A 25,937-nucleotide genomic window follows, 5' to 3' on the forward strand; every position below is an offset into this window, starting at 1 on the left:
ACGGCGCACGACCGGGGCCGGTGAGTGAACGTGCGCCGCGCGTGCACTGAAGCGGCGAAAGCAAGGCGGCGGTGCGGCTAAGCTAAGCCCATGAGTATTGCAACAAACGGTAACGGTAGGTGCGCGGTGGTTACGGGGGCATCGTCGGGAATTGGGGAGGCATCGGCGCGTGCGTTGGCCGCGGATGGCTGGCACGTGGTGGTGGCGGCCCGCCGGCGCGAGCGCCTGGAGGCCTTGGCAGCGGACATCGGCGGAACGGCTGTGGAGCTGGACGTGACTGACGACGTCTCCGTGGCCGCCCTGGCCCAGCAGCTCGACCGGGTGGACCTGCTGGTCAACAACGCCGGAGGTGCCAAAGGGTTGGAGCCGTTGGCGGAGACCGATATCGCGGATTGGCAGTGGATGTTTGATACCAACGTGCTGGGCACCGTGCGGGTAACCCAAGTGCTGCTGCCGCTGCTAGAAGCCGCGCCGGATAATTCTGGGCTGATTATCAACATGGGATCCGTGGCGGGTTGGGACGTCTACGCTGGGGGTTCTGCGTATAACGCGGCCAAGCATGGGGTGCGGGTGATTTCGCGAGCGCTGCGCATTGAGAATCACAACGTGCGGGTGACCGAGCTGGATCCCGGGCGCGTGGCTACCGAGGAGTTTTCCCTTAACCGTTTCCGCGGGGACGCCCAGCGCGCCGCTGCGGTGTATGACGGTGAGCTGAACCTGAGCGCCGAGGACATCGCCGAGGCAGTGCGCTGGGTGGCCGCCCAGCCTGCCCACGTCAATATCGACGTGATGACGCTCAAGCCGCGTACGCAGGCCTAATAGCCTGCCGATGCCCCGTGCTTGCCGATGCCCCGTGCTTGCCGATGTCCCGAGCCCCGCGGCGTTGCAGGGCGTTGCCGTGCCAGCGAGGGCCGGGGTAGCGGCACTGCCGATGAGTGCGCGGCGCAGGCACAGTACACTGCACATTTATGCTTGAAGTATCGATTAAGGGCGAGTCCATCAAATTGGGCCAGTTCGTCAAACTGGCTAGCCTGGTGGCCACCGGCGGCGAGGCCAAGGAGCTCATTGCCGCAGGTGCCGTTACCGTCAATGGGCAACCCGTGACCGCCCGCGGCTATGGGCTGAGCGTGGGGGACGAGGTGTGCATCGGCAAGCAATGTGCTCGGGTGGCCGCCGCGGATGACGACGAAGATGACTACTTCGACGAAGCCACCGCCAATGATGACTTTGATCCCGAAAAGTGGAGGAACCTCTAAACCATGCCCGCCTTTGAAGCTGAAGTAGGCCTGCCCTACTGGATAGACCTGACCACCTCGGACCCGCGCAAGTCCGCGCACTTCTACGCGGAAGTCCTGGGTTGGGAGGTGACCCCCGCTACCGATGAATACCGCATGGCGCGCACCCAAGGCCTGCCCATTGCGGGGATGATCCCCCAACCAGAACACGCCACCATGCCCGATACCTGGGTCACCTACTTCCTGAGCCGCGACATCGACACGGACCTCGCCCGCGTAGCTGAGCTGGGCGGGCGTGTGCTGGTGGAGCCGCAGCCGGTGGAACTGGGCCACATGGCTCTGGCAGTAGACCCCGCCGGGGGTATGTTTGGGCTCATCGAACCTGCCGGGGCGCAGCACTTTGTCGCCGGTGGCGAACCCGGCACTGCCGTGTGGCACGAGCTCACCGCCACCACCGCCTTCCAGCCCGCCCTGGACTTCTACGGCGAGCTGTTCAACTGGGAAATCCACACTCAAAGCAACGACGGCCAGCTGGTTTACGCCACTGCCGAAGCCGAAGGCGCCCCCTTTGCCGGCTTCTGGAACGCCGCCGGGCAATTCCCCCCGCAGGTCCCCAGCTTCTGGCAGACCTACCTGGGCGTGCGCGATGTGGCCCAGGCCGCCGCTACCGCCGTAGAGATTGGCGGCGAAGTCATCCGCGAGCCTTTTGACTCCCCCTTCGGCCGCATGGTCATCTTGGCTGATAGCACTGGCGCGACCCTGACGCTGACCGAAGTAGAAGACGCCCCGGAGGAAGAGCCTCGCGAAGCCGATGACCTCCTCGCCCTCTAAGCAGGCGCCGTCCGCACAGCCCGTGCAGTCCACTCGGCAGGCGCAGCCCGCACAGCCCGCGCAGAACCCCGCGGTTGCGGCGGTGCTCGACGTCATCGCCCGCATCCCGCCCGGCAACCTCAGCACCTACGGGGAAATAGCCAAAGTCGCCGGCTGCGGGCCGCGCTACGTCGGTTGGGTCCTGCGCCACCACGGCGCGGAGACCGCCTGGTGGCGTATCGTGCGCGCGGACGGCACCTCGCACGACCCGCAGAGGGCGTGGCCACGGTGGGAGGAGGAGGGCATCGGCAAGCTAGGCATGCGAGCGGACCTGTCCCAGCACGGCCTGGACGCCCGCGACCTGCAGCGCGGGTAAAGTAGGGCGGCATGTACCTAGCGGAAGCCCTTGCGGAGCGCGCCGAGGCCCAAGCCCGGCTGGCGCAACTGCACACTCGCCTGCACAACAATGCCCAAATCCAGGAAGGTGACGCCCCCACCGAGGACCCTGCCGCGCTGCTGGCAGAGGCCGAGGGCCTGCTCGAGCGCATAGACCAATTGGTACGCGCCATCAATGCCACCAATGTTGCCACCCGTTTGGGCTCCGAGACGCTTGCCGATGCCCTGGCGCGCCGGACCACCCTGCTCAAGCGCCGTCAGTTGTATGCAGAGCTTGCCGATGCCGCCTCAGCCCGCCAAGACCGCTACTCCCGCTCCGAAATCAAATACGTCCCCACCCTCGATGTGGCGGCATTGCGTGCGCAGGCAGACCAGGCTGCCAAGGAGTTTAGAATCTTGGACTCCAAGATTCAGCAGGCGAATTGGTTGACGGAGATGGTGGACTAAGCGGGGGCGTTTGTCGGGTGCGGCGTTGGGGCGTTGGTGGGGTGCGGCGGTGGGGTAGACTTTCGGGGGTCGGTAACCCACCGCCAACGCAGGCTCGGCCGAGCGTGAAAGGCACTGGCTGGCCTTAACAGTCGGCAACTCTCATTGCGGCCCTGGTCAGCGGGAGGGCACCTAGAACGCAGCCCCGCGCGTACCGCGTACATGAGTAGCACCATCACCTACGAATGGATGACAACCATCACGCTGGGAGTAGGCGGCGGCGGAGGGTGAGGGTAGGGAACGGGGACACAAGCATTATGCTGGGACAGCATGAAAGATTTGTACCAGTTTGTTAATGGCCCGTGGTTGCGCGAGCACGTCATCCCCGAAGACCGTGCGGTAGACGGCACCTTCCACACGCTGCGCGATGAGGCCGAAGAAATGGTCCACGACATTGTCAAGGAAGACTCAGGGCGGCCGGGAGCGCTTTACGCCTCCTTCATGGACGCCGAGGCCATTAATGCAGCTGGGGTAGCACCGCTTGACGTGGACTTTGACCGCCTGGCAGTTGCTGACACGCTGGAGCTGGCGCGGGTGCTGGGGGAGCTGGACCGGGAGGGCATCGGCGCACCGGTGGCGGCGTACATCGAAAAGGACCCAGGCGGCAGCGATGCCGTGGCTACCGTTTTCCAATCCGGGCTGGGCTTGCCAGATGAGGCCTACTACCGGGAGGAAGCCCACGCCGACATTCTGGCTGCCTACCAACAGCATGTGGAGCGCATGTTGGGATTCCTCGACCCCGCGCGGGTATTTGGGCTGCCGCTGGACGCGGCGGCGGCACGGATTGTGGGACTGGAAAAAGACATTGCCGCCGGGCACTGGGACGTGGTGGCCTCGCGCGACGCCGTCAAGACCTATAACCCGCAGGAATTTGGTAAGCTCCCGCCGCACGTGCGGGAGATTCTGCGCGGGGCACGCTTCCCGGAGCAGCGCCTGGTGGCCGCGCAACCGTCCTACTTTGAACACCTGGACGGGCTGTTTAGCCCTGAGCGCATCGCCGACTGGCAACTGTGGGCTACCTGGCACATCCTGCAGGCGCGCGCCGGGCTGCTGACGGAAGAGATTGCCCGGGTGAACTTTGAGTTCTACGGCACCAAGCTCACCGGTGCGACGCAGCAGCGTGACCGCTGGAAGCGGGCGCTGGGGTTTGCCGGGTATGTGGGCCAAGAGATTGGCCAACTCTATGTGGAGCAGCACTTCCCGCCGGCCGCCAAGGCGGAGATGGTGGAGCTGGTGCGCTACCTGACGGACGCGTACCGTGAACGCATTTCGCAACTGCCGTGGATGACGGAAGCCACCCGCGGGCGTGCCCTGGAGAAGCTGGAGAAGTTCCACTCTAAGATCGGCTACCCGGACAAGTGGCGCAGCTACGAGGGCTTGGAGGTCAGCGGATCTGGTGCCGACGTGGTAGATAATGCCCGTCGTGGCTCGGCGTTTAGCCACGACTATGAGCTGGCGAAGATTGGCAAGCCCGCAGACCGCAGCGAATGGTTTGCCACCCCGCAGACGGTGAATGCCTTCTACAACCCGGTGGCTAACGACATCACCTTCCCTGCGGGCATCTTGCGGCCGCCGTTCTTTAATGCGGGGGGCGACGCTGCGGAGAACTTCGGCGCCATCGGCTCTGTGATTGGCCACGAAATTGGGCATGGTTTTGATGATCAAGGCTCCCAGTACGACGGCGACGGCAACCTGCAATCCTGGTGGACCGCAGAGGACCGCGCGGCCTTTGAGTCCTTGACCGCCAAACTGGTGGAGCAATACCACGGCAAGGTGCCCAGCGAGCTGGTGGAGGCCGGAATTGAGTCCGCGGGCGTCAACGGCGAATTCACCCTGGGTGAGAACATCGGCGACTTGGGCGGACTGGGCATCGCCGTGGTTGCCTACCAGAACTACTGCCGCGACCACGGGTTGGACCCGGCCGGCCAGCTGGCCGTCTTTGACGTTGACGGCGCGGAGCCAGAACTAGCCGCCCAAGAGTGGAACGGCCTGCAGCGGCTGTTTTTGTCCTGGGCGCGCGCCTGGCGCACCGCCATCCGCCCGGAGATGGCCGCGCAATACCTGGCCGTGGACCCGCACTCCCCGGCGGAGTTCCGTTGCAACTTCATCGTGCGCAACGTGGCGGAGTTCTACGAGGCCTTCGACGCCGAAGGCGAGATGTACCTCGCGCCGGAAGACCGCGTCACCATCTGGTAGCCACCGGGCCCGCCCGCGAGTTGCCGCCCGCCTGGCCTGCCCGCCCCGCGTTGCCGGGCGGGCAGGCCGTTCGGTCCTGTGGCTCGCGGCCGTCGCGCCTCGTGTTGCCGGGCGGGCAGGCCGTTCGGCCCCGTGGCTCGTGCCCGCCGCGCCCTAGAGTCGCTTTGCGCGCGTGCTGACAATACCGGCAAGGTAATCCTTGCCGGTTTCTGCGTCTATGACCCGCAGCTGGCCTGGGGCTGGGTCCTCCTCCACCAGTGTGGAGAAGATAAAAATCTGCCCCTCCCCGCCGGTGCCATAGGCGCGGAAGCGCTGCGGCCCGGTGGAAAACTCCGCGCTGGTGTCAGATTCGACCACAATACGCGTCCACTCATCCCGCGCCACGCGGTCATCGGCGCCAAAAGCCACGGAGCGCTCACCCAGCACGGAGTGCTGCATGCGGCACAGTTCCTTCTTCACCGCGTTATCCGCCGCCCGATACGTCAATGAAAGCTGCGCTAACTCCCCAGTAAACGTGCGGCCAACAATAACCTCGATGCCCACCTCGCCCTCTGGGTCCACGGCCCGGTAGGAACCCAGCCTTTCGGTGATGGCGGAGTACTCGGCGCAGAGTTCGTCCTTGGTGGGGGACAGGGTGGCATCGGGATGCAAGTGTGCGAATGCAGTCATGAAGCCATCCTAGTGCCGGGTAGGCTGGGCCACCATGAGCACACAAGACAACGCTGCGCCTTTGGAGCCGGGCCAGGAATGGTACATCGGCGGGCATGACCGCCAGCTAAGCGAGGACGCCCAGCTGGACCAACTCACCAGCTACCTTGACGCTCACTATGAGCTCCCGGACTTTCGCCCGCCGTGGGCTGGGGGCGGAACGCCGGCGGCGGATGTGTATTGCGCGCACCTGCCGGATCGGATTACGCACGCCGCGATGTTGGTGCTGGGCTCCGGGGTGGACCACGCCATGCCGGGAACCGCGTACCTGGGTGGCGTGGAGGTTCACGAGTCCGCCCACGGTGCGGTTTTTGTGCCTTCGCAGCCCACGGGGCGGTACGCGGTTTCGCTGCATTCGGGCGGGTGGTGGCGCGGCAGCGGCCAAGCGCTGGAGATGCAGTGGCGGCCCGAGGTTGCCGCGGCTGCCGAGCTGTCCGGGACCACCATCGTGGATGTGGATTATCCGCTGGCCCCGCAGCATACCGTGGCGGATATGGTGGCTGCGGTTCAGGCGGCCATCGACGCCCAGCCGGGGCCGGTGGCGGTGTGGGGTTATTCTTCCGGGGCGGCGTTGGCGGCGCTCTTGTCTGCCGATGCCTCCATCCTCACCTTCCCAGACTTCCGCGCCCTGGCTGCCCTTCCGGAGGAATTGCGTGCTGGCTATAGCCTGGATGGGGTTCGTTTGCCGAATTGCCTGATTCAGACCGCCACACGCGACGAGGTCGCCGCCCCAGTCGATCTTCCCGGCGCACAGCACGCGCGGTACGTGTCCACCCACCGGGTGTCCACACCCGCGGTGGCGCGTCAGCGTATCCGGGACACGGCGGAATTCCTTCGCGACTGGTCGTAGCCGCGCCAGGCGCTGCCCACGCCGCTATTTGTGTCTTGGCGGCGAGGCCCTCTCCGCGCCAACCTCCTCCCCGTCACCGCCAAGCTCTACCTCAATCGCTGAGTACCTCTCCCCGCGACCGCCAAACTTCCCCGCGCCGGCCAATGATCTCCGCCTGCCGCGCCACCCCACCGACTAAAGCCCTTTATGCCACCGGCTGACCTCTTGCGCGCTGCTGGCCGAGTGCTTCGACATCGTATGCCCTTACACCGACCTAAATAGTGACGCATTTTCGGCGCGGAAGCCCCTCCCCACCCATAACACAATGTCGTGTTTGCGGAGAAAATGCGTCAGCGCATGCCAAACTAACCAGCGGGGACTCTCAGGTGCGGCGGTTGTGGTGGGCACGCGGAACTGACCAGTTGACTGTGGTGATTTGTTCCTATCGCCGAGATGGTTGCTGGGCGGGACTAGCCGCTGGGGTCGGTCTATTCCCGCTGTGGTGGGTCCGGACATGCCGGACTGGCCGGTTAAGCAGGTTCGTTTACTCCCGCTGTGGTGGTCCCGGGCATGCCGGACTGGCCGATTGGGGTCGGTTTATTCCCGCTGTGGTGGGTCCGGTGGGTTCGGTGAGTGTGGTGGGTGTGGTGGGTGTGGTGGTGGGTCGGGGTGTGCGGGGCTGGGGATGTACCACGGTGGCCCGCCCCAGGGTGGGAACCAGACGATCCGTCCGTTGAGGCGCTCGATGATGCCTCTGCCTGTGGGTTTGGTGGGGTCATCGTCGTTGGTGCCGTTGTGGTACTTGCACAGTGGCACCAAATTAGACGGTTCTGTTTGTCCGTTGTCTTTGTGGCGGTGGATGTGGTGGATTTGGGATTCTTCGGCAGGCTTGTTACACCCAGGTCAGGCGCAGGTGGGGTGTTCTGCCCATGCCATAAGGCGTTGCTTGTAGGAGGCAGAGCGAGCCGTGTAGAGATTGACTGGGCCAGTAAAGGGGTGGATGAGGGTGATAAGCCCAATATCGGCTAGTTTGCGGGCTACGAGTTGGGCGCCGGTCATGCGTGCGCCGTTGGTGAGTTCTACGGTGATTTCTTCGCCGTGGCCGTGGATGATTGTGTCGAGGTCTTCGAGGCGGATGATGACGTTGGTGCGTACTTGGGGCCTAGCGGCATGCGGGACAGGGTTGTCGTTGTCGTCTGTGCCGAAGAAGATGGTGTGGGCAGCATCGACAAGGTCTACCGGGCTGGGCCGATAAGGCCTGCCCGCAACCTGACCGGGGTCGCCACCATCGCCACCGTCGTGGTGGTCAGCGTCGAGGTGGTTAGCAGTGTCGCTGCCGTCGTTCTGATCGGCGGTGTTGCTGCTGTTAAGGTCAGCGTTGGCCTGGCTGCCCGTGGTGTCGGGTTCTGCGCCATTGTGGCCGGGGTCGGCGTTGTTGTCCAGGCCGGGGAGGGTTTCTGGTGCGGTGGCGGCGTGAGCTTCAGCACCAGCCTGGGCTTCAGCGGCAACCTGGGCTTCCGCTGCTGCTTGGGCTGCGGCGGTGGCTTGGGCGGTGAGGACTCCGTACATGTCGGCTACAGCTTGTGGGGTGTCTGTAATGGACATGGTGTGGTTGCCGTTGGCCCGGCGTGTCATGCGCACGCCGCGCTCGGGGTTGGATTGTTTAGAAGGCCCGCGGAAGTCTGCGGCGGCTGCTTCGTGCTCGGCTGCTGGCAGGGAGCACAGTAAGGTGCGTAGTTGCCAGGTGTGGTCTTTGGTGATTGGGCGTACGAGTCGTTCGATGTTGGTGAGTGTGGCTAGCGTGTGGCCTTGGTTAGCGGCGTGGTCGCGGGCAGCGGCTTGGGTGGGGGAATCGGCGGCACGAACAGGACCGAAGTAGACGCGTACCAGTGTGGCTAAGTCTGTTGCCGTGGTGGGGTCAGCACCGGCGGCCTGGAAGTCCTCCACGGTCATGCCGGTGCATTGGGCCACTAATCGGATACCCCAGGTCTGTGCTTTTAAGTAATCCCCGAGCTTCATGCCGCACAGTCTAAACCGCCCCAGACACCCGCGCAAGGGGTTTTCGGCAAAAAATTGCGGCTACCACGCGGGCGGATAGATGCTGTACAGGCGGTTGGCCACCACGCAGGCGGCTGGATGTTGCCCAAGCGGTTGGCCGCCACGCAGGCGGCTGGACGCTAGGCTGCCAGGCAGTCTACGTGGCAGGGCCAGGCAGGCTACGTGGCTGGCTTGAAGATTAGTGCCCGCTGGATAGCAAAATTAGTCACCGTCGCAACGCCTTGGGCGATGACAAAAGCAATCACATTCTTTCCGGTGCCCGTAAAACCCAGCGCAATCAGGGGTCCTTCGGCCGCCCAGTACAGGAAGTTCTGCACCGCGAACGTGGACAAATAGAGCAGTGCCACCGCGGCGGCGGTCTTGCCGCCGGTGGTGCTGTTAAAGGTCCAGCGCGCATTCAACAAGTATGCGGTGATAGTGCCAAAGACCCAGCCCACGGCCTTCGCGCCGGAACGGTGCAGCCCCAGGTGGTCCAAAAACAAGGTCAAGCCCAGGTCGATTACGGCAGAAATAACGCCGACGATGATGAACCGACCCAGCTGAGTCTTTAACGAATTTTGCATGGCCACTCAGCTTAGCGCTGCAACAACGCCCGGTAAATATCCAGCCGATCTACCGGCGGAACCGCCGCGCCTAAGCCTTCGAGGACCCGCAGTGAGGAGGCGCACCGGGCGCGGGCTAAGGAGGCATCGGCAGACCAGCCAAGGGCCTGCATGGTGCTGCCGAGGACGGCATCGGTAGTGGCGGTATCGCCCATGCAGGTCAGGGCCAAGGCGGCGGACCAGAAGGCATCGCGGCCCTGCGCGGTGGTCTCCCGCGGCAGGGAAGCCAGGGCGGCGCGGGTGTGCGGCGGCAGCGTGACCGGGCGAGCAAGGTCTACGGCCTGCAACAGGGAGATGAAGTCCGACAGCTGGGAGCGGTCCACCAGGTCGCGGACTTCGGCGCGGGCGTGGGATAGGACGGTATCGGCGGTCTCGGCGCCGGTGAGCTGCGCGTTGATGTCCGCGATGTCAAAGCCGGCGCCAAAAGACCCGGAGCCGCCCACGCACAGCGCCTGCGGGGTGCCGGCGTCGCGCGGGTAGCAATCGGCCACACTCAGGGTAAAAGTCCACAAGCCCCAGCTAAAACCCAGCTGCTGGCCGGGCTGGCGCAGGAAGTCGCGCAGCAGGTGTGTGGGGTCAATTCGCTTGCCCGTGCTCCCCGCGCGGGGCCGGGCGGCACCAGGCTGGGCGGCCCCGGCGGCATCGGCAGACAAAGTAAAGAAATGCCACGGCGCGCCCTCAGCAGGCAGATCAAAGCTGACCACCAGCACGTCTTTGAGGTCGCGGAAACTCAGGGAGGAATTGATGCCGATTTGACGGTGCACCTCGGCCTCGGCACGCACGTGCGCCACCTGCAGGATTAGGGTGGCGCGGCGGGAGTCGAGGTCGATGACCTCCGCGAGTTTCTGTGCGGACATGAGCCCCAGCCTAGCTATTTCCGGGCGCGGCTGTAGGCTGGAGACCATGTATTCGGGCAAACATGAGCACATGACCCCGGCGCAGCAAGCCGCGCAGGATGAGCGTGCGCAAGAGGACCTGCGCCACGGGTCTTTCCAGGCCACACAGTATTCCACGGCGCCGTTGAGTGATTTTATGACGCGCCTGGTCGCTGAGGAGATCCCCATGCTGGATTCGGCGTCGCGCCAGCGTGTGCATGAGCTCTTGCGCGCTTATGATGGCCCGATTATTGAGACCCAGGAGCAGCTGCCCGCGCAGATTCGGCAGTTGTTGGACTTGGATTAGCTAGTTTGCCGATGCCCCCTCAAGGCCCAGCTTTGCCGTGGCAACTGTCTGCCAAATCACCGCCGGCGGGGCAGTGGGGTGAGTAGGCTGGTTAAGGATTTGTCCGTCAGATGAAGAGTGAAGAGATGGAATTACACACCACTGTTAAGTCCCTGCATGGTTGGGGACGCACCGCGCCTACTACGGCGCATGTCTTGTCCACTCCGGACGTGGAGGTCATCGCTGCGGCTGTGGCGCAGGTAGCGGAGGACAATGCCGCGAAGCCGGCGCACTTGACGCGCGGCGTGATTGCGCGCGGCATGGGGCGCTCCTACGGGGACCCGGCCCAAAACGCTGGTGGCCTGGTTATTGATATGCAGGCGTTGAATCAGATCCATTCCATTGACCCGGAATCGGCAGTGGTGGATGTGGATGCTGGCGTGACGTTGGACCAGCTGATGAAGGCGGCCTTGCCTTATGGGCTGTGGGTGCCAGTGCTGCCGGGTACCCGCCAGGTGACCATTGGTGGGGCGATTGGGCCGGACATTCACGGCAAGAACCACCACTCTGCGGGCTCTTTTGGCAACCACGTGCTGTCCATGGAGCTGCTGGTGGCTAACGGCCGGGTGCTGCACTTGGAGCCGGAGGGCAGTGAGGATGACCCGGAGGGCGAGCTGTTTTGGGCCACCGTGGGCGGCATGGGCTTAACCGGTATTATTCTGCGCGCCCGGATCCAGATGACTAAGACGGAGACGGCCTACTTCATTGCCGATGGCGACCTGACTCAGGATTTGGAGGAGACCATCGCGTTCCACTCCGATGGCTCGGAGCACAATTACACGTATTCTTCCGCGTGGTTTGATGCGATCTCCCCAGAGCCGAAGCTGGGCCGCGCGGCGATTTCGCGCGGCTCGCTGGCTACCCTGGCGCAGTTGGAGGAACTGGCGCCCAAATTGGCTAAGGATCCGTTGAAGTTCAACGCGCCGCAGCTCCTGACGGTGCCGGATGTCTTCCCGAACTTCACCATGAATAAGCTGTCCATGATTGCCATTGGTGAGCTGTGGTGGCTCAAGTCCGGTGAATACCGCAACAAGGTACAAAATCTGACGCAGTTCTACCAGCCGCTGGATCTGATCGGGGAGTGGAACCGGGGCTATGGCTCGAAGGGTTTCTTGCAGTACCAGTTTGTGGTCCCCACGGATGCCGTGGAACCCTTCAAGCAGATTATTAAGGACATCCAGTCCTCCGGGCACTACTCGGCACTGAATGTGTTTAAGCTTTTTGGCGAGGGCAACCGCGCGCCGCTGAGCTATCCGATGGCCGGGTGGAACGTCTGCGTGGACTTCCCCATTAAGCCCGGACTGGGGGCGTTCCTGGATGATCTGGACCGCCGCGTGATGGAGTTCGGTGGCCGCTTGTACCTGGCCAAGGAGTCGCGGACCTCTGCGGAGAACTTCCACCAGATGTACCCCGGCCTGGAGGGCTGGCTGCGCACCCGAAATGAGATTGACCCCACCGGCGTGTTTGCATCTGATATGTCGCGCCGTTTGGAGCTGCGCTAGCTGCTTTGGTTGCGCTGACTGCTCTGGCCGCGGCATCGGCCGTGCGTTGGCTGGCCGGGGAGCCTGGCTGGCAGGCTAGCTGGCCGCGGCATCGGCCGCGCGACCCTAACTCACTGAATGATGGAGAAGGAACTGACATGTTAAACGCAGTGGGCAAGGCCCAAAACATCGTGCTGCTGGGCGGCACCTCAGAAATTGGCTTGGGAATTGTAGAGGAGTTCCTCTCCCATGGCCCGGCCCGGGTAACGCTGGCGGCCCGCAAGGATTCCCCGCGTGTGGCCGATGCCCAAAAGCGCCTGGCGGACCAGGGCGCCACCGTGGAGGTGTTGGAGTTTGATGCCACGGACTTTGCCGGGCATCGCGATGTGATTGACTTGGCCTTTGCCGCCGGGGACGTGGACGTGGCTATCGTGGCCTTTGGCACCCTGGGCGACCAGGAAGAGCTGTGGCAGGACCAGGCCAAGGCCGTGGAGTCCGCGCAAACCAACTTCACCGCCCCGGTGTCGGTGGGCGTGCTGTTGGGGCAGAAGTTTAAGAAGCAGGGACACGGCACTATCGTGGCGCTGTCTTCTGTGGCGGGCCAGCGTGTGCGCCGCTCCAATTTCGTCTACGGCGCCTCCAAGGCGGGCGTGGATGGTTTCTTTGTGAATCTGGGCGAGGCCTTGCGTGATTCCGGTGCCAAGGTACTGGTGGTCCGCCCGGGCCAGGTGCGCACCAAGATGTCCGCAGACGCAGGCGAGGCACCGCTAACCGTGGACGTGGAGGACGTGGCTAAGGCCACCTACGCTGCCGTCATTGACGGCAAGGAGTCCATCTTCGTGCACCCGCTGTTCCAGTACGTCTCTTTGGGCTTCAAGTTTATCCCGCAGGCTATCTTCCGCCGCCTGCCGTTCTAGTTGCGGCGTTTCTAGGCCCGGCCCGCCGGGCCCGGGCCGCCGTACCCCGGGCCGGCTAGTCCCGGCCCGCCGGGCCCTCAAGCTAAGCGCCCCAGCCCGCCATCCGCCCGGTTCACGTTCGCGGCTGGCGGGCTACGCCGTGCGGCGGGGAATATGGTTCACTAATTGCTATGAAATATCCCGCCAAGACGCAACGCCACCCGGACGTGTTGCGCCCTCAGTTGCGCACGGAAACCTACGCCACGGATTTGCTGCCTTTGCGGTCAACGTTGTTGGGTATTGTCAGCGCGGCGACGAGCGCGTGCGTGGTCACCCTGGGCGCATGGTGGGTGCTCAAGCAGACGTCGCTGCCGGCGTTTAACACCTCGATGGTCACGCGGGGTCTGGCCACGGTGGGCATTGTGGGCACGGTGGTGGTCACCGCGGCCCTGCTGGCGTGGTGGATCTTTGATGAATACCGCCAGCATGGCGAGCCCATCCGCCGCCCCACCTGGCGCACCGGGCTGACGTACCTGGTGTCCTATTTGGCACCCGCGCTGCTGGTCATTGCCTCGATTGGCATCCCGCTGTCTGCCACGCGCCTGTGGCTGGACGGCGTGCAGGTGGATCAAGTCTTCCGCACCCAGTTCCTCACGCGCACCACGGAGCAGGGCGGCTATGCGGACATGAACTACCTGGATATGCCCACGTTTTATCCGCTGGGCTGGTTCTGGCTGGGTGGGCGTTTAGCCGCGGTTTTGGGCCTGCCGGGGTGGGAGGTCTTCCAGCCTTGGTCCTTGGTCTCGCTGGCGGTGGCCGGTTCGGTGCTGGTGCCCGTGTGGCAGCACTTGGTGGGCTCGCTGCCGGTGGCCACGGCTATTGCGGTAACTACCACCGCGGCCACGTTGTCTTTGGGGGCTGAAGAGCCGTACTCGGCGGTGATTGCCATGGGTATGCCGGCGGCGGTGGTGGTCTCTGCCCGCGCCTTCCAGGGTTCGTGGGCGGCAACGGTGGGGCTCATCCTTTACCTGGGGGTATCGGCGACGTTCTACACGTTGTATACCGGCGTCATCGCCTTGACGGTGGTTTCCTTGCTGGCTGTGGTGACCGCGGTCTATGAGCGCAAGTGGGGCCCGGTGTTGCGCTTGGTGTTGGTGGGGGTCAGTTCCCTGGCCATTGCTGCCCTTGCGTGGGGTCCGTATGTCCTGGCAGCTTTGCGTGCCGATGCCCCCTTGGAGTCCGCCGCCCAGCACTACCTGCCCAGCGAGGGCACCCAGATTCCGGCTCCTTTCTTGTCGCCGACGATTGTGGGTGTGCTCTGTCTGATTGGCATTGTCTACCTGGTGTTGCGCTGGGCGGATCCTGATGTGCGCGCGTTGATGTGGGCGCTTGGTGGGGTGTATCTGTGGATCATCGCCTCTATGGCGGTCACGCTGGTGGGCTCGACGTTGTTGGGTTTCCGCTTGGAGATTCTGGTGGTGCTGTTGTTGGCTACGGCCGGCGTGTTGGCGTTGGCAGAGATTCGCCTGGTGGGTGTGCACGTGCTCTATCCGGCGCGTTTCGATGTGCCCACCAATCGCGCTATTACCGCCGCGTTTGTGGTGGTGCTGTCCCTTGCAGGCATCTCTTATGCCCAGCAAATCCCGCGTATTAATGAGGACGCCTTGGATAACGCCTATGCGGATACCGATGGTTACGGTGAGCGCGCGGACCGCTTTGCTGCCGGGGCGGCGTCGTATTACCAGGAGATTGCAGATACCATTACCAGGCAAGGCTATGTGCCCAACCAGACGGTGGTGATGACGGATGAAAAGCTCTTCATGGCCTACCACCCCTTCCACGGTTTTAATGGGTTTACCTCCCACTATGCCAACCCGCTGGGGGAGTTCTCTGCTCGCAATGAGGCTATGGAGGACTGGGCGCTGCATTCGTGGGTGGACACTCCGCAGGAGTTCAGGCAGCGTTTGGATGAGGCCCGCTGGAAGGCCCCGGACGCCATCATTTTCCGCGGCACCCTGCCGGAGAAGGGCAACGAGGCAGAGCACGAGGGCTTCAAGATCCATATCGCGGAAGACATTTTCCCCAACCAGCCCAACGTGCGCTACAGGGCCATCTTCTACGATCCGCAGGTCTTTAGCCAGGGGTGGGAATTGTCTCAACACGGCCCGTTTGTAGTGGCAGTACGCACGGCCACCTAGCTGCGTCGTAGAATGTCCGGGTGACTGATACCTTCTCCCCAGCCCCCGCCCGCCTGCGATGGTGCGCCATCGTAGCCGGGATTGTGGGGTTTGTGTTGTTTCTGGCCACCCCGCTGCTGCCGGTGAAGCAGGTCCAGTCCAGCGTGCAGTGGCCGCAGCAGGACTCGCTGGCTTCCATTAATGCCCCGCTGATTTCTTTGGCCCCGGAGTCCATTGAGGCCGAGTTCCCCCTGGCCGCCACGGAGTATCTGCGCGAGGGCCAGGACTTGCTCTACGGGACGGTGCCGCCGGGGTCGAAGAAGGCGACCACTCGCGGTTTGTTCGTCCGCACGGGCGATGGTGGGCTGACGGTGGCGTCCTTGGATGACGTCCTGTTGGATTTGAGTCCGCAGCAGGTGGCTGCCTTGCCTGCCGATGCCGCCTTAAAGCTCAGCGTGACTGCCGATGCCACCCGGGTCCAGGTGGGCTCCCATACAGCCACCTCGGATGAGGATCTGCGCCCCCAGGTCACCGGTGTCTACACCGAGTTGGAGGACACCCCGGCTGCGCGGGCGGCATTGTCCAGCGCGCACGTGGACGTGGAGATCAACTCGCGGTTTACCTCTAGTCCCACCCCGCTGAAGCTGGCGGCGATGATTATTGGTCTGCTCATGGTGGCGCTGAGCCTGCTGTGCCTGTGGCGCCTGGACCGGTTGGATGGCCGCCGCATGGGCTTTATGCCGGCGACGTGGAAGCAGGTGCGCCCGCTGGACGGCGTGGTGGCTGCGGTGCTGGTCTTTTGGCACATCTTCGGGGCAAATACCTCCGATGATGGCTTTATTTTGACTATGGCGCGCGTGAGCGACCATGCGGAGTACATGGCTAACTACTACCGCTGGTACGGCGTGCCGGAGTCGCCTTTTGGTTCACCGTACTATGACTTGCTGGCGGTCATGACGCAGATTTCTACCGCCTCGGTGTTCATGCGCTTGCCGTCGCTGCTGGCCGGCCTGGTGGTGTGGTTTGTGCTGTCCCGGGAGATTTTGCCGCGTTTTGGGGAGCTGATTAATTCCCGCCGGGTGGCGCACTGGACCGCAGCGTTGATGTTCTTGAGCTTCTGGCTGCCGTATAACAACGGCATTCGTCCGGAACCCATGGTGGCAATGGGGGTGATGCTGACGTGGGCATCGTTCGAGCGCGCGATTGCCACCCGGCGTCTGCTGCCTGCTGCGGTGGGCACCATCATTGCGACCATCACCCTGGCAGTGGGCCCCACCGGCTTGTTTGCCGTGGGCGTGTTCTTGGTCAGTCTGCCGCAAGTCTTTGACATTATGGGCCAGCGGGCGCGCAGCGCGGGGTGGATGCCGTTTATCGCGCCGTTCTTGGCTTGTGGCACCGCGATCATGGTGCTGGTCTTCGGGGACCAAACCCTCGCAGCTGTACTGGAGTCGACCTCCGTGCGCACCCAGGTGGGCCCGTCGCTGCCGTGGTATTCGGAGTTTGCGCGCTACACCACGCTGTTCCAGGAGTCGGTAGATGGCTCCCTGACTCGCCGCTTTGCCATGTTCACCATGCTCTTTAGCTTGGGTCTGGTGCTCTACGCCTTTATCAAGGACCGGCGGGTGGCTGGTGCGGAACCTGGGCCCACCACGCGCCTGCTGTTGATTGTGGCGCTGTCCATGTTCTTCCTCATGTTCACGCCAACCAAATGGACCCACCACTTCGGTATCTACGCCGGTGTGGCGGGCGTGCTGGCGGCGCAGGGTTCTGTGGTGCTCTCCCAGATTGCGCTGCGTTCCTCCCGCGCCCGCACTTTCGCCTTGGCGGCGGTGACCTTCCTGATGGCCATATCTTTGGCCGGTTGGAATGCCTGGTGGTACGTGTCCTCCTTTGGTATTCCGTGGTGGGACCGCACCGTGCAATTCAAGGGCGTCGAGGCCGCCACGGTGGTCCTGGGCATCGCGCTGGTTATTGCTGCGGTGGGCGTGGTGCAGTCCCTGCGGCAGCGCCGCCGGCGCCGCTTCAGTGAGTCCGAGGCGCAGTTTCGCGCCGATGAGTCCCAGCGGGTCAGCCGCTGGGCTGGCGTGATGTCCGCCCCGATTGCCGTGGCCTGCGCGCTCATGGTGGCGTTTTCGATGGCCTCTTTTGCAAAGGGCTACGTCTCCCAGGGCCCGGCATACTCCGTGGGCCGGGGCAACCTGGCCTCCTTGGCGGGGCAGCGCTGCGGTTTGGCAGAACACACCCTGGTGGAGACCAATACGAATGAGTCCTTCTTGGAGCCGGTGCGCGGCACTCTGGCCGACTCTCTGGAGGATCCGGAGGGCTCGGGCTTTGGCCCCAGCAACATTCCGGATGACATCGAGCCGGAGAATCAAAACTCTGCTTCCGTGGGTGCGATTGCTAACTCCGGCAGCGAGGAGTCCGCTATCAACGCCGCCACAACTCCCACGGGCCAGAATGAGGACTCCGCAGAGGCCGCTGCTGAAGGCAAGGGGGAGCGCGCGGCTACTGGTGTCAATGGTTCGCACACGCACTTGCCGTTTAACCTGGATTACCGCCGCGTTCCGGTGATGGGTTCATATTCTGAAAACCAGCAGGGCACCGCCCAGCTGACCTCGCAGTGGTTCCACCTTCCCGAGGCTGCTGCCGACTCCCCCTTGCTGGTAGTTTCCGCTGCAGGCCGCATCTACCACCACGACGTCAACGGCGTTGAGCAAGAGGGCGAGGACCTGGTGCTGGAGTATGGCACTCTGCGCGGTGGCAGGGTAGGGGGCATCGGCAAGGCAGAGCTTTCCGATGTTGGCGCCACCCCCGAGTGGCGTAACCTGCGCCTGCCCCTGGCTGATTTGCCGGAAGAAGCCAACGTGGTGCGTTTGGTGGCGAAGGATGCCTCCCTGGATGAGCGCGACTGGATGGCATTTGTGCCGCCGCGCGTGCCTACCCTGGCCACGCTGAACTCGCTATTCGACGGGGAGACCCCGGGGCTGCTGGACTGGTCGGTGGCCCTGCAATTCCCCTGCCAGCGTACCTTTGACCACTACGCCGGGGTGACGGAGATTCCGCAGTACCGCATTCTTCCTGATTCCGCCGCGCAAACCTCCCTGACTGACTTCCAGTCCTTCAGCGGTGGCGGTGCGCTGTCCACGGCGGAGGCGGTGAACTATGCCTATGAGCTGCCCTCGTATCTCAACCATGATTGGGCCCGGGACTGGGGCGCGATTGAGAAGTATGAGCTGCGCACCAACTCCGCCGGGGAGGCCCCGCGCCTGGCCGTGGTCGAGCAGGAGGAAATCACCCGGACGGGCTGGTGGAAGAACTCCGACATGAAGATCCGCAAGGACCTCTAAACGGCGCCGGCTCAGCGCGGTGGATCAGTGCGGTGGCTCAGCGCGCCGGCTCACCGGCTGCACTCTAGGGGCGGCGGAAGTCCTCGCGGCGGCCGCGATTGTGCAGGCGCAGCCAGCCGATAAACCCGGAAAGGTCACGCCGCTGCACCAGGAAGAACCAGGCGAAGCGCGCAAATTCCTGCGGTAGGAGCTTGCGCATACCGCGCTGCCACAGCAGGTAGCCGCGGTTGCGGTAGGTGAAGAAGCGCTTGAACTCGCCGTCCGGGTACTGGGTGTGCATGCGCCCGCCCAGGATTGGCTTGAATTCCTCGGATCCGTCCGGGTGCAAATAGCTGGTGGTCAGGGCGGTGCCGAACTTGAGGCCAGAGCCCACAAGGCGGCGGTGGTACTCGACCTCATCGCCGCGGATGAACAGGCGGTAGTCGGGCACCCCAATGGTCTCCATGGCAGCAGCAGATATCAGGGCGCCGTTAAAGAGAGAGGCTATCCCGGGCAGGAAATCGCCGTCCAGCTCGTCCATGCGGCGGCGCCACACCAGTCCTTGGCGCAGAGGGAAGGCCAAGCGGCCGGGGTCTTCGAGGTTGCACACGGCAGGGGAGACCTCGTGGAGCGCGTTGGTTTCAGCAACGCGGTAGAGCTCCTCTAACACCCCGGGGTCGGCGGGGCGGCCATCATCATCGGCACACCACACGGCGTCCGCCCCCTTGGCAAGTGCAGTGAGGAACCCCAGCGCAAACCCCCCGGCGCCACCCAAGTTGGTGTGGGAGGCAATGTAGACAGCGCGGGAACCGGCCAGTTCTTCTACGAGTTGGCGCACGGCGTCCTCGGCGCCGTTGTCCACCACAATCACCCAGTCCACCGGGTGCGTCTGGTTCACAACTTGCTCCAGGGAGGCCCGCAGCAGTTCTACCCGCTGGTGGGTGACAATGACGGCGGCGGTAGTTCCGGAGGAGCGCAGCGGTGCGACAGGCGAAGGTGTAGACGGTGTGACAGGCATGGGCTCTATTGTGCCACCGCGTCACGTCTTTGCCGGGCAGGCCCGGCGGTGCCGTTTGCCGCCGCCGCAGTTACTGCGGCAGCTTGAAGCCCAGGGGCCGCAACTAATGCGGCAGCTTGAAGCCCAGGGGCCGCAGGTGATGCGGCGGCTTCAGGCCCTGGGGCCGCAGGTAATGTGGCGGCGGGCAGTTCCGTTGGTTCTTAGAACGGCAGCTTGAAGCCCAGAGCTTTGGCAGCGGCAAGGCCGCCGCCGAAGATGGCCAGCACCAGTGCAGCAATGGAGGTGCCAACGAAGATGTCCAGGCTGGTGCCCGGGGCCCAATCGTTCTTTTTGTCCTGGTAGATGCTGGACAGGAATGCGCGGGAGGCAGAACCAGCGGCGTCGGACTGAGCCAGCTCAATCAGCGCGGGGATGTCGGAGCTCTGCAGTTTCTTTGCCTCGGAGGAGGCAAATTCCTCACCCTTGGCGATGGTGGAGCCCACCGCGTCCGGGACGCCAGTCTTGTGCTTGGCGTACCCCTCGGTCAGGTGGCGCAAGGCCTCTAGGGTCTGCTTGGTGTCCAGCGAGCTGACGTGCTGATCGCTGGAGTTGGAGTCCTGCTGTGCAGAACCGGTCTGTGCAGCGGCTGGCTCCTGCGGAGTCTCAGCGGCGGTGGCTACGGCGGTGGACAGGGACAGTGCCGTGGCAACGGCCACGACGCCAGCGTTCAAGCGCTTCATATAAATCTCCTTGGATGTGAATGGAACTAGAACATCATAAAGCACAACACTCCACTGCGTTAAGCAGTGGAGTGGCGTTAAGCGGTGGAGTGGCTGCGGGTTACTCCCGCGAACGTGTTGCCAGAAAACCTGGCAGCACGGCTTAGAACGGCAGCTTCAGGCCCGGGATCAGGCCGGAGTTTGCCACGAAGCCGATAAGGCCCAGGATGGCGGCGGCGATGCCGGTGCCCCACAGGATGTCAGCGGTGGTGCCGGCAGGGTAGGAGTTCTTGACGTCATTTGCGTAAGAGGACTTGTAGGTCTCGAAATGAGATTCAGCGGTGCTGCCAGCCTTCGAAGACTGCTCGGTAGAACCCTTGTGAGGCTCGCTTTGACCGTTCTTAGCGGCGACTACGGCGTAGGTCAGACCTTCGAGAGCGGGAAGCGAGCTCTCGTTGGACGAGTCGGCAGCGGAAGCAACTCCGGTGGACAGGGACAGGGCGGTTGCAACGGCGACGGCGCCAGCAGCGAAACGCTTCATGGGGGATACTCCTTGGGTGAATGGGCAAGCCACAATCTTGGCTTTCGCTGAGAATTGTCGCATAAGAATCTGGGTAGAGCAAGTTTTTATAGGATTATTATTCATGGGTCGCAAAGCGACCGGATTGCGCTGATCGGATTGCAGCAACTGGATTGCAGTCATTGGATTGTGCTGATCGGGGTGACGCGAGTGGGGGGCCGCGAGGAGACAACAGGATCGAAACTCAGCAGCGAGAGCTATACGGCTGTTGGCTTGTCGGCTGGGTGTAGGGCTGGGAGTAGAGTCAGTGCGCATGAAAAACGTAGTAGACAATGCGGTAGGCCTAGCTCAGATTTGGCCGCCCTTTGGGTTACAGGTTGTCGCCACGGATGAGCGCCGTCGCATTGAGCTGCGGGCCCTGCGCGATGAACACATTGCGCAGCTAGCAGGAGTAACCCCGGAAGACATTTATGGCACCGACGTGCCGGAGTATGCCTTTAGTTGGCTGTTTGGGCAACCCCCGGTGTGGGCGGGAGCGCAGTTTAGGTGGGGGCATCGGGCAAGCATGTCCCCGCAGGAGTGGACGCTGGATTGTGGGGTTTTCCTTGACGGGCAGTTGTGCGGGGTGGTGGACCTGCGGGCGCAGAACTTTGCGCAGACGCGGGAGGTGGAAACCGGATCCTGGATTTACCACCGGTACCAGGGGCAGGGCATCGGCACGCTAGTGCGCCACGCGGTGGCGGTGATGTGTTTTGAGCACCTGGGCGCACACAGCCTGCGCAGTGGCTGGGTGGTGGGCAATGCGGCATCGGCGGCGGTGTCTGCCAAGCTGGGGTACAAGGTCTACCGGACCGCGGTGAATGGTCCCAACGGGCCGGACGGGGTGGAGCTGCCGGTGGAAGATGCCCGGCTAGATCGGAAAGACTACCAGCCCGGCGGGGTGAGAGTGCAGGTCAGCGGCGTCACGCCACAGCTGCGGGCACTGCTAGGAATTGACGGCCCGGGGATGACTGGCTAGGGATGACTGGCTAGGAATAGCTGACCAGAGATAGCCGGGAAGGGTGGCGCCTAACGCTCTTGTTCAAAGCGCGCGAGTAGGTCGCGGACGTACTCGCCAGCGCCGGGGCCCTCGTAGGCCTCCACCACGTCGGCAACCTCACCGGCCTGCTTAACCTCGCCGTGCTCAATCCACAGAGCGGTATTGCACAGCTGAGCCAGGAAGTCATTGGAGTGGGAGGCAAAGACCAAAATACCGGAGCGCTTGACCAGCTCCTGCAGGCGGACCCGGGCCTTGGCCATAAAGGCGGCATCGACAGCGCCAATGCCCTCATCAAGCAGGAGGATCTCCGGCTCAATGGAGGTCACCACCCCCAGCGCCAGACGCACGCGCATACCGGTGGAGTAGGTGCGCAGCGGCATGTTGAGGTAATCCCCCAGCTCCGTGAACTCTGCAATCTCATTCATCTTGGACTTCATCTGCTTGATGGTCTGGCCCAAAAACAGCCCGCGGATGATGATGTTGTCATAGCCTGAGACCTCTGGGTCCATGCCTACGCCCAGGTCAAAGACGGGGGCGACGCGGCCGCGGACATCGGCAGACCCGCGGGTGGGCTCATAGATGCCAGAGAGCAGACGCAACAGCGTGGACTTACCGGCGCCGTTGTGGCCCACCAACCCCACGCGATCGCCTTCGCGCAGGTGCAAATTGATGTCCTTGAGGGCCTCGACCACCACCGTGTTGTGGGCGTTTTTGCCAATCGAGCCGCCAGCAGTGGCTAACATGGCCTTCTTCAGGGAGCGGGACTTGGCGTCGAAGATGGGAAAGTCTACGCAGGCGTTGTAGGTATCAATGGAAACCATGATTATTCCTTAAAGTGACGTTATACCCAGTAGGACACGCGGAAGCGCCATTGGCGCATGGCCAGCGCGGCGATGAAAATGCCGCCGATAGTACAAGCGATCACTATCCACCAGTGATACGCTGCGACTTCCTGGCCAATCATTGGCGCGCGGACGATCTCCATGTAGTGATAGAGCGGGTTAATCTCCGCAATGCGCGCGCGCTCCGCCACGGCACCGCCGTTTTCCTTCAAGGTGTTGGTCATCCACACAATTGGCGTGACGTAGAACAGCAGCTGGGTTAGGGCCTCCAACAGTGGGGCGACATCGCGGAAGCGGGTGGCCACAATGCCAAAGAACATGGCCACCCACACGCCATTGACCAGCAGCAGAGCCAGCGCGGGGATAAACAGGAAGAACTCCCAGCCCAAATGGCGGGGGAAGATAAGCAGCAGTGCCACCCAAATGATCAGGTTATGGGCCAAAAACAGCGCCTGGCGCCACACCAAGCGGTACACATGGACCGAAAGGGGAGCGGGCAACTGCTTGATCAGGCCCTCATTATCAATAAAGACCGTAGATCCCTCCCTGATCGCACCCGAGATGAAGTTCCACATAATCAACCCAACGGTGACGTGCGGCAGGAACTCCGCCACGGGAATCTGAAAGAGCATCGAATACAGCAAGCCCAGTGCCGCAGCCATGACACCAGTGGCAACGGTTATCCACAGCGGACCCAGGACGGAGCGGCGATAGCGCTGCTTAATGTCCTGGATGCCCAGCATGAACCACAGCTCCCGCTGGCGAGCACCTTGGACCAAATCGGCAAAAGCAGCCCTGAGGGTCATGGACTCCGACTTGGGCGCGTCCCCAGTGGGAGCAGCGGTCATGCGGGCGACATCGGCGCGCAATTGATTCTTGTCTTGCACGTTAAAACACCCTATCCCCTTAGGCCGTCTCGCGCGCACCGCCCCGCCGGATCCTGGGCTAACCTGCGGAAAACGAAATGTCCGGGCTTCGGTATAGAGTAGGGGCGTTGAATGCGAAAAGGAAGGGATGCGATGACGGCATACGACGTCGCGGGCGTTCGGGGGTTGTACACCGGCCTGTCCGACGGGTGGACCTACCTCAACGCCCACGCAGCGCCGCAGATAGCGGAAAAAGTCTCCGCCGGGGTGTCGCGGGCCTTCCGTACTGCCAATGCCGTAGTGGCGCCAGAGGTCCTCGGTGAAGGCCAGTCCGGCACCCGCGCCGGGGCCCATTTTGCTGCCCAACCTGCAGGGACTTTGGAGGGGGAAGGGCATGTGGCATCGGCACGCATGGCTATAGCAGACCTGGTGGGCGGCAAGGCCGATGCCGTGGTGCTGGGCCCCTCCCTGCCGGTGCTCTACCAATCGCTGGCGCGTGCCATGGCGCCACTGCTGCGCCGCAATTCCTCCGTGGTGCTGTCTAAATTGGACCCGCCGGCGCTCTATGCCGCGTTTGCAGAAGGCGCCCATGGTGCTCAGGTGCGCTGGGCCCTGCCGGACCTGGGCACTGGGGAGCTACCGGCATTTCAATATGCCAAACTGGTGGATGGCTCTACTCGCCTGGTGGCGCTCAGTGCCGCCCATGAGCTGCTGGGCACCGTGACTCCGTTAGAGGAGGTTATTGAGCACGTGCGGGACCGTTCCCGCGCCTGGACCCTGGTGGATATCACGGCACTTGCGCCCTACCGGCCGGTAGACATTAACGCCACCGGCGCGGACATTGTGGGTGTGGACTTAGCGCAGCTGGGCGGGCCGCAGATTGCGGCGCTGGTCTTTAGGGACGCCGCCATGTTTAAGCGCCTAGACACACTCAGTCCCGATCGCACGGAGCACACCGCCGCCAAGTTGGAAACCGCGGTCTCCCCAGGTCTTGCCGGTGGCGTGGGGCCCTTGGTGGACCACCTGGCCCAGTTGGCTGGCGGCGAGCGTGGCCTGCGCCGGGTGCGCCTGCGTGAGTCCATGCGCGCCCTGCACAGCTACCTGGATGAGCTGCGTGTGGACCTCTACCACCTGCTCAGCGCGCTGCCGCAGGTCCATATTTTGGGCGTGACTGGTGAGGCCGCAGCTGAGGCCTCCGAGGACCGTCTCCCGCGGCTGACCTTCGCCGTGCGCGGTGTCCCCGCGCCCACCATTCACCAGCGGCTTTTTGATAACGGCCTGGTCACCACCCTCACCCCGCCCACGCCGCTGCTGCAGGAGATGGGCATAGATGAGCTTGACGGCACCGTGACCGTGGCCCTGGCGCCGTTTAATACCCGCCAAGATATCGAGCAGCTCACCCGCGTGGTGGCGTCGCTGGCTTAGCCCGGCGGGCTGGGCGGCCAGTGCCAAGCGGCTTGCGTCAGCCCCGCCTAGGCGTCTTCCTAGGCGTCTTCCTAGGCATCTTCCTGGGCGTCGCCGTCTACCTTCAACACCAAGGTGCCGGTGACCTCCCCGGAGTCCAGCGCCGCGTGGGCCTCGGCTGCTTGTGCCAGCAGGAACGTGGCGTGCAACGCGTGCTTAACGCGCCCGTCTTCCAACATGGGCCACACATTGGCCACGGTCTGCGCCACAATCTCTGCCTTGGCGGCGGCGTCCCGCGAGCGTAGCGTGGTGCCCTGAATGGTCAGACGCTTGGCCAACACCACGCCCAGGTTAATTTCTGCTTTGGTGCCGCCTTGCATACCAATCATCACCATGTGGCCGTCCTTGGCCAGTGCGCGCAGATTGCCCTTGAGGTACTTTGCCCCCATGATGTCCAGGATGACGTCGCAGGAGTCCTGCAGTTTCTCTGCGAAATCTTCCTCCCGATAATTGATCAGGATGTCCGCGCCCAGTTCCCGGCAGCGTTGCAGTTTCTCCTCACTACCAGCGGTTACCGCCACGCGTGCGCCTAGGGCCTTGGCTACTTGGATGGCAAACGTGCCGATGCCCCCTCCACCCCCATGGATCAGCACCGTCTGGCCTGCCTGTAGTCCGGCTTCCATTACTAGGTTGGACCATACGGTGCAGGCCACCTCGATGACGGCAGCGGTATGCTCCAGGCTAAAGCCTCGCGGGATGGGCAGCAGTTGCCCCTGCGGCACCGCCACGTACTGCGCGTATCCGCCCCCGGCTAGCAGAGCGCCAACCTCGGTGCCCACCTCCCAGTCAGTATCGCCGGCATCCACAATGGTGCCCGCTGCTTCCAAGCCAATTACTGCCGATGCCCCCTCCGGTGGCGGGTAGTGCCCCCGTGCCTGCAGCAGGTCGGCACGGTTAACTCCAGCCGCCGCTACTTTGACTAGTACCTCCCCAGGGCGCAGCTGGGGGGTGTCTACCTCGCCGAGTTCGAGCGAGCTTGGGTCCTGTTCATCACGCTGAATTATTGCTTGCATGCCACCACCCTAGTGCCCTGTGGCCAACTAGATGTATAGGGCACGAATCTAGTACT

General features: G+C 63.5%; 24 protein-coding genes and 1 pseudogene. 14 read left to right on the plus strand and 11 right to left on the minus strand.

Features of this window, described 5'->3' with window-relative positions:
* Window positions 1–90: 90 nt before the first annotated feature.
* From G7Y31_RS00425 to G7Y31_RS00450, 6 genes are all read left to right on the plus strand, one after another.
* A complete protein-coding gene (locus G7Y31_RS00425) occupies window positions 91–819 on the plus strand; it encodes an SDR family oxidoreductase (RefSeq protein WP_165010429.1) in 729 nt (242 codons plus the stop codon).
* 149 nt (window positions 820–968) lie between these two features.
* Entirely contained in the window at window positions 969–1,256 is a 288-nt protein-coding gene (locus G7Y31_RS00430; RefSeq protein ID WP_165010432.1) for an RNA-binding S4 domain-containing protein, read from the plus strand.
* A 3-nt stretch (window positions 1,257–1,259) separates the two neighbouring features.
* Entirely contained in the window at window positions 1,260–2,066 is an 807-nt protein-coding gene (locus G7Y31_RS00435; protein WP_165010434.1) for a VOC family protein, read from the plus strand.
* Window positions 2,047–2,421 carry an MGMT family protein gene (locus G7Y31_RS00440; protein ID WP_165010436.1) on the plus strand — a complete coding sequence of 125 codons (375 nt, stop codon included), beginning with the start codon at window positions 2,047–2,049 and terminating at the stop codon, window positions 2,419–2,421. The genes G7Y31_RS00435 and G7Y31_RS00440 overlap by 20 nt, the downstream gene beginning before the upstream one ends.
* Before the next feature lie 11 nt (window positions 2,422–2,432).
* Window positions 2,433–2,888: a DIP1984 family protein gene (locus G7Y31_RS00445; RefSeq protein ID WP_165010438.1), complete on the plus strand. Its 456-nt coding sequence runs from the start codon at window positions 2,433–2,435 to the stop codon at window positions 2,886–2,888.
* Window positions 2,889–3,197: 309 nt separating this feature from the next.
* Window positions 3,198–5,123 carry a M13 family metallopeptidase gene (locus tag G7Y31_RS00450; protein ID WP_165010440.1) on the plus strand — a complete coding sequence of 642 codons (1,926 nt, stop codon included), beginning with the start codon at window positions 3,198–3,200 and terminating at the stop codon, window positions 5,121–5,123.
* Between the two features lie 153 nt (window positions 5,124–5,276).
* Here G7Y31_RS00450 and G7Y31_RS00455 read toward each other — a convergent pair whose 3' ends face one another.
* Window positions 5,277–5,792, minus strand: a complete 516-nt coding sequence (locus tag G7Y31_RS00455) for a CG0192 family protein (RefSeq protein WP_165010442.1) — start codon at window positions 5,790–5,792, stop codon at window positions 5,277–5,279.
* Between the two features lie 34 nt (window positions 5,793–5,826).
* Between G7Y31_RS00455 and G7Y31_RS00460 the strand changes: the two genes are divergently transcribed.
* Window positions 5,827–6,681, plus strand: coding sequence for an alpha/beta hydrolase fold domain-containing protein (locus G7Y31_RS00460; protein ID WP_165010444.1), 855 nt, complete (start codon window positions 5,827–5,829; stop codon window positions 6,679–6,681).
* Window positions 6,682–7,257: 576 nt separating this feature from the next.
* On the opposite strand, the pseudogene G7Y31_RS11875 reads toward G7Y31_RS00460, so the two are convergent.
* From G7Y31_RS11875 to G7Y31_RS00475, 4 genes and pseudogenes are all read right to left on the minus strand, one after another.
* Window positions 7,258–7,545: pseudogene (locus G7Y31_RS11875) on the minus strand (HNH endonuclease signature motif containing protein); the annotation flags it as partial.
* An 18-nt stretch (window positions 7,546–7,563) separates the two neighbouring features.
* A complete protein-coding gene (locus tag G7Y31_RS11880; RefSeq protein WP_244977408.1) occupies window positions 7,564–8,679 on the minus strand; it encodes a hypothetical protein in 1,116 nt (371 codons plus the stop codon).
* Between the two features lie 197 nt (window positions 8,680–8,876).
* Window positions 8,877–9,281, minus strand: a complete 405-nt coding sequence (locus tag G7Y31_RS00470; protein WP_165010446.1) for a GtrA family protein — start codon at window positions 9,279–9,281, stop codon at window positions 8,877–8,879.
* Between the two features lie 11 nt (window positions 9,282–9,292).
* A complete protein-coding gene (locus G7Y31_RS00475) occupies window positions 9,293–10,177 on the minus strand; it encodes a hypothetical protein (RefSeq protein WP_165010448.1) in 885 nt (294 codons plus the stop codon).
* 46 nt (window positions 10,178–10,223) lie between these two features.
* On the opposite strand from G7Y31_RS00475, the gene G7Y31_RS00480 reads away from it, so the two are divergent.
* The 5 genes from G7Y31_RS00480 to G7Y31_RS00500 all read left to right on the plus strand — a co-directional run bounded on the left by G7Y31_RS00480 (window position 10,224) and on the right by G7Y31_RS00500 (window position 18,442).
* Entirely contained in the window at window positions 10,224–10,502 is a 279-nt protein-coding gene (locus G7Y31_RS00480) for a hypothetical protein (RefSeq protein ID WP_165010450.1), read from the plus strand.
* A gap of 125 nt (window positions 10,503–10,627) precedes the next feature.
* Window positions 10,628–12,043, plus strand: a complete 1,416-nt coding sequence (dprE1, locus tag G7Y31_RS00485; protein WP_165010478.1) for a decaprenylphosphoryl-beta-D-ribose oxidase — start codon at window positions 10,628–10,630, stop codon at window positions 12,041–12,043.
* Between the two features lie 137 nt (window positions 12,044–12,180).
* Entirely contained in the window at window positions 12,181–12,939 is a 759-nt protein-coding gene (dprE2, locus tag G7Y31_RS00490) for a decaprenylphospho-beta-D-erythro-pentofuranosid-2-ulose 2-reductase (protein WP_165010452.1), read from the plus strand.
* A 170-nt stretch (window positions 12,940–13,109) separates the two neighbouring features.
* Window positions 13,110–15,116: a galactan 5-O-arabinofuranosyltransferase gene (locus G7Y31_RS00495; RefSeq protein WP_165010454.1), complete on the plus strand. Its 2,007-nt coding sequence runs from the start codon at window positions 13,110–13,112 to the stop codon at window positions 15,114–15,116.
* Window positions 15,117–15,136: 20 nt separating this feature from the next.
* Window positions 15,137–18,442: an arabinosyltransferase domain-containing protein gene (locus G7Y31_RS00500; protein WP_165010456.1), complete on the plus strand. Its 3,306-nt coding sequence runs from the start codon at window positions 15,137–15,139 to the stop codon at window positions 18,440–18,442.
* A 64-nt stretch (window positions 18,443–18,506) separates the two neighbouring features.
* Here G7Y31_RS00500 and glfT1 read toward each other — a convergent pair whose 3' ends face one another.
* The 3 genes from glfT1 to G7Y31_RS00515 form a co-directional block, all read right to left on the minus strand.
* Window positions 18,507–19,439 carry a galactofuranosyltransferase GlfT1 gene (glfT1, locus tag G7Y31_RS00505; RefSeq protein ID WP_165010458.1) on the minus strand — a complete coding sequence of 311 codons (933 nt, stop codon included), beginning with the start codon at window positions 19,437–19,439 and terminating at the stop codon, window positions 18,507–18,509.
* Window positions 19,440–19,639: 200 nt separating this feature from the next.
* Complete coding sequence (locus G7Y31_RS00510) at window positions 19,640–20,158, minus strand: hypothetical protein (protein WP_165010366.1); 519 nt, start codon at window positions 20,156–20,158, stop codon at window positions 19,640–19,642.
* Window positions 20,159–20,300: 142 nt separating this feature from the next.
* Entirely contained in the window at window positions 20,301–20,678 is a 378-nt protein-coding gene (locus G7Y31_RS00515) for a hypothetical protein (protein WP_165010460.1), read from the minus strand.
* Between the two features lie 292 nt (window positions 20,679–20,970).
* Here G7Y31_RS00515 and G7Y31_RS00520 point away from each other — a divergent pair, with 292 nt between their 5' ends.
* Window positions 20,971–21,675: a GNAT family N-acetyltransferase gene (locus tag G7Y31_RS00520; RefSeq protein ID WP_165010462.1), complete on the plus strand. Its 705-nt coding sequence runs from the start codon at window positions 20,971–20,973 to the stop codon at window positions 21,673–21,675.
* 50 nt (window positions 21,676–21,725) lie between these two features.
* Here G7Y31_RS00520 and wzt read toward each other — a convergent pair whose 3' ends face one another.
* Window positions 21,726–22,517, minus strand: coding sequence for a galactan export ABC transporter ATP-binding subunit Wzt/RfbE (gene wzt / locus G7Y31_RS00525; protein WP_165010464.1), 792 nt, complete (start codon window positions 22,515–22,517; stop codon window positions 21,726–21,728).
* Window positions 22,518–22,537: 20 nt separating this feature from the next.
* Window positions 22,538–23,386, minus strand: a complete 849-nt coding sequence (wzm, locus tag G7Y31_RS00530; RefSeq protein WP_165010480.1) for a galactan export ABC transporter permease subunit Wzm/RfbD — start codon at window positions 23,384–23,386, stop codon at window positions 22,538–22,540.
* A 171-nt stretch (window positions 23,387–23,557) separates the two neighbouring features.
* On the opposite strand from wzm, the gene G7Y31_RS00535 reads away from it, so the two are divergent.
* Window positions 23,558–24,829 (plus strand): aminotransferase class V-fold PLP-dependent enzyme, encoded by a 1,272-nt coding sequence (locus G7Y31_RS00535; protein ID WP_165010466.1) that lies wholly within the window; start codon window positions 23,558–23,560, stop codon window positions 24,827–24,829.
* Between the two features lie 71 nt (window positions 24,830–24,900).
* Here the strand turns inward: G7Y31_RS00535 and G7Y31_RS00540 are convergent, their stop codons facing one another.
* Entirely contained in the window at window positions 24,901–25,881 is a 981-nt protein-coding gene (locus G7Y31_RS00540; RefSeq protein WP_165010468.1) for an NAD(P)H-quinone oxidoreductase, read from the minus strand.
* Between the last annotated feature and the right edge of the window lie 56 nt (window positions 25,882–25,937).

Origin of the sequence: Corynebacterium lizhenjunii (genome assembly GCF_011038655.2) — a bacterium.
In the GTDB taxonomy this organism is placed as follows: domain Bacteria; phylum Actinomycetota; class Actinomycetes; order Mycobacteriales; family Mycobacteriaceae; genus Corynebacterium; species Corynebacterium lizhenjunii.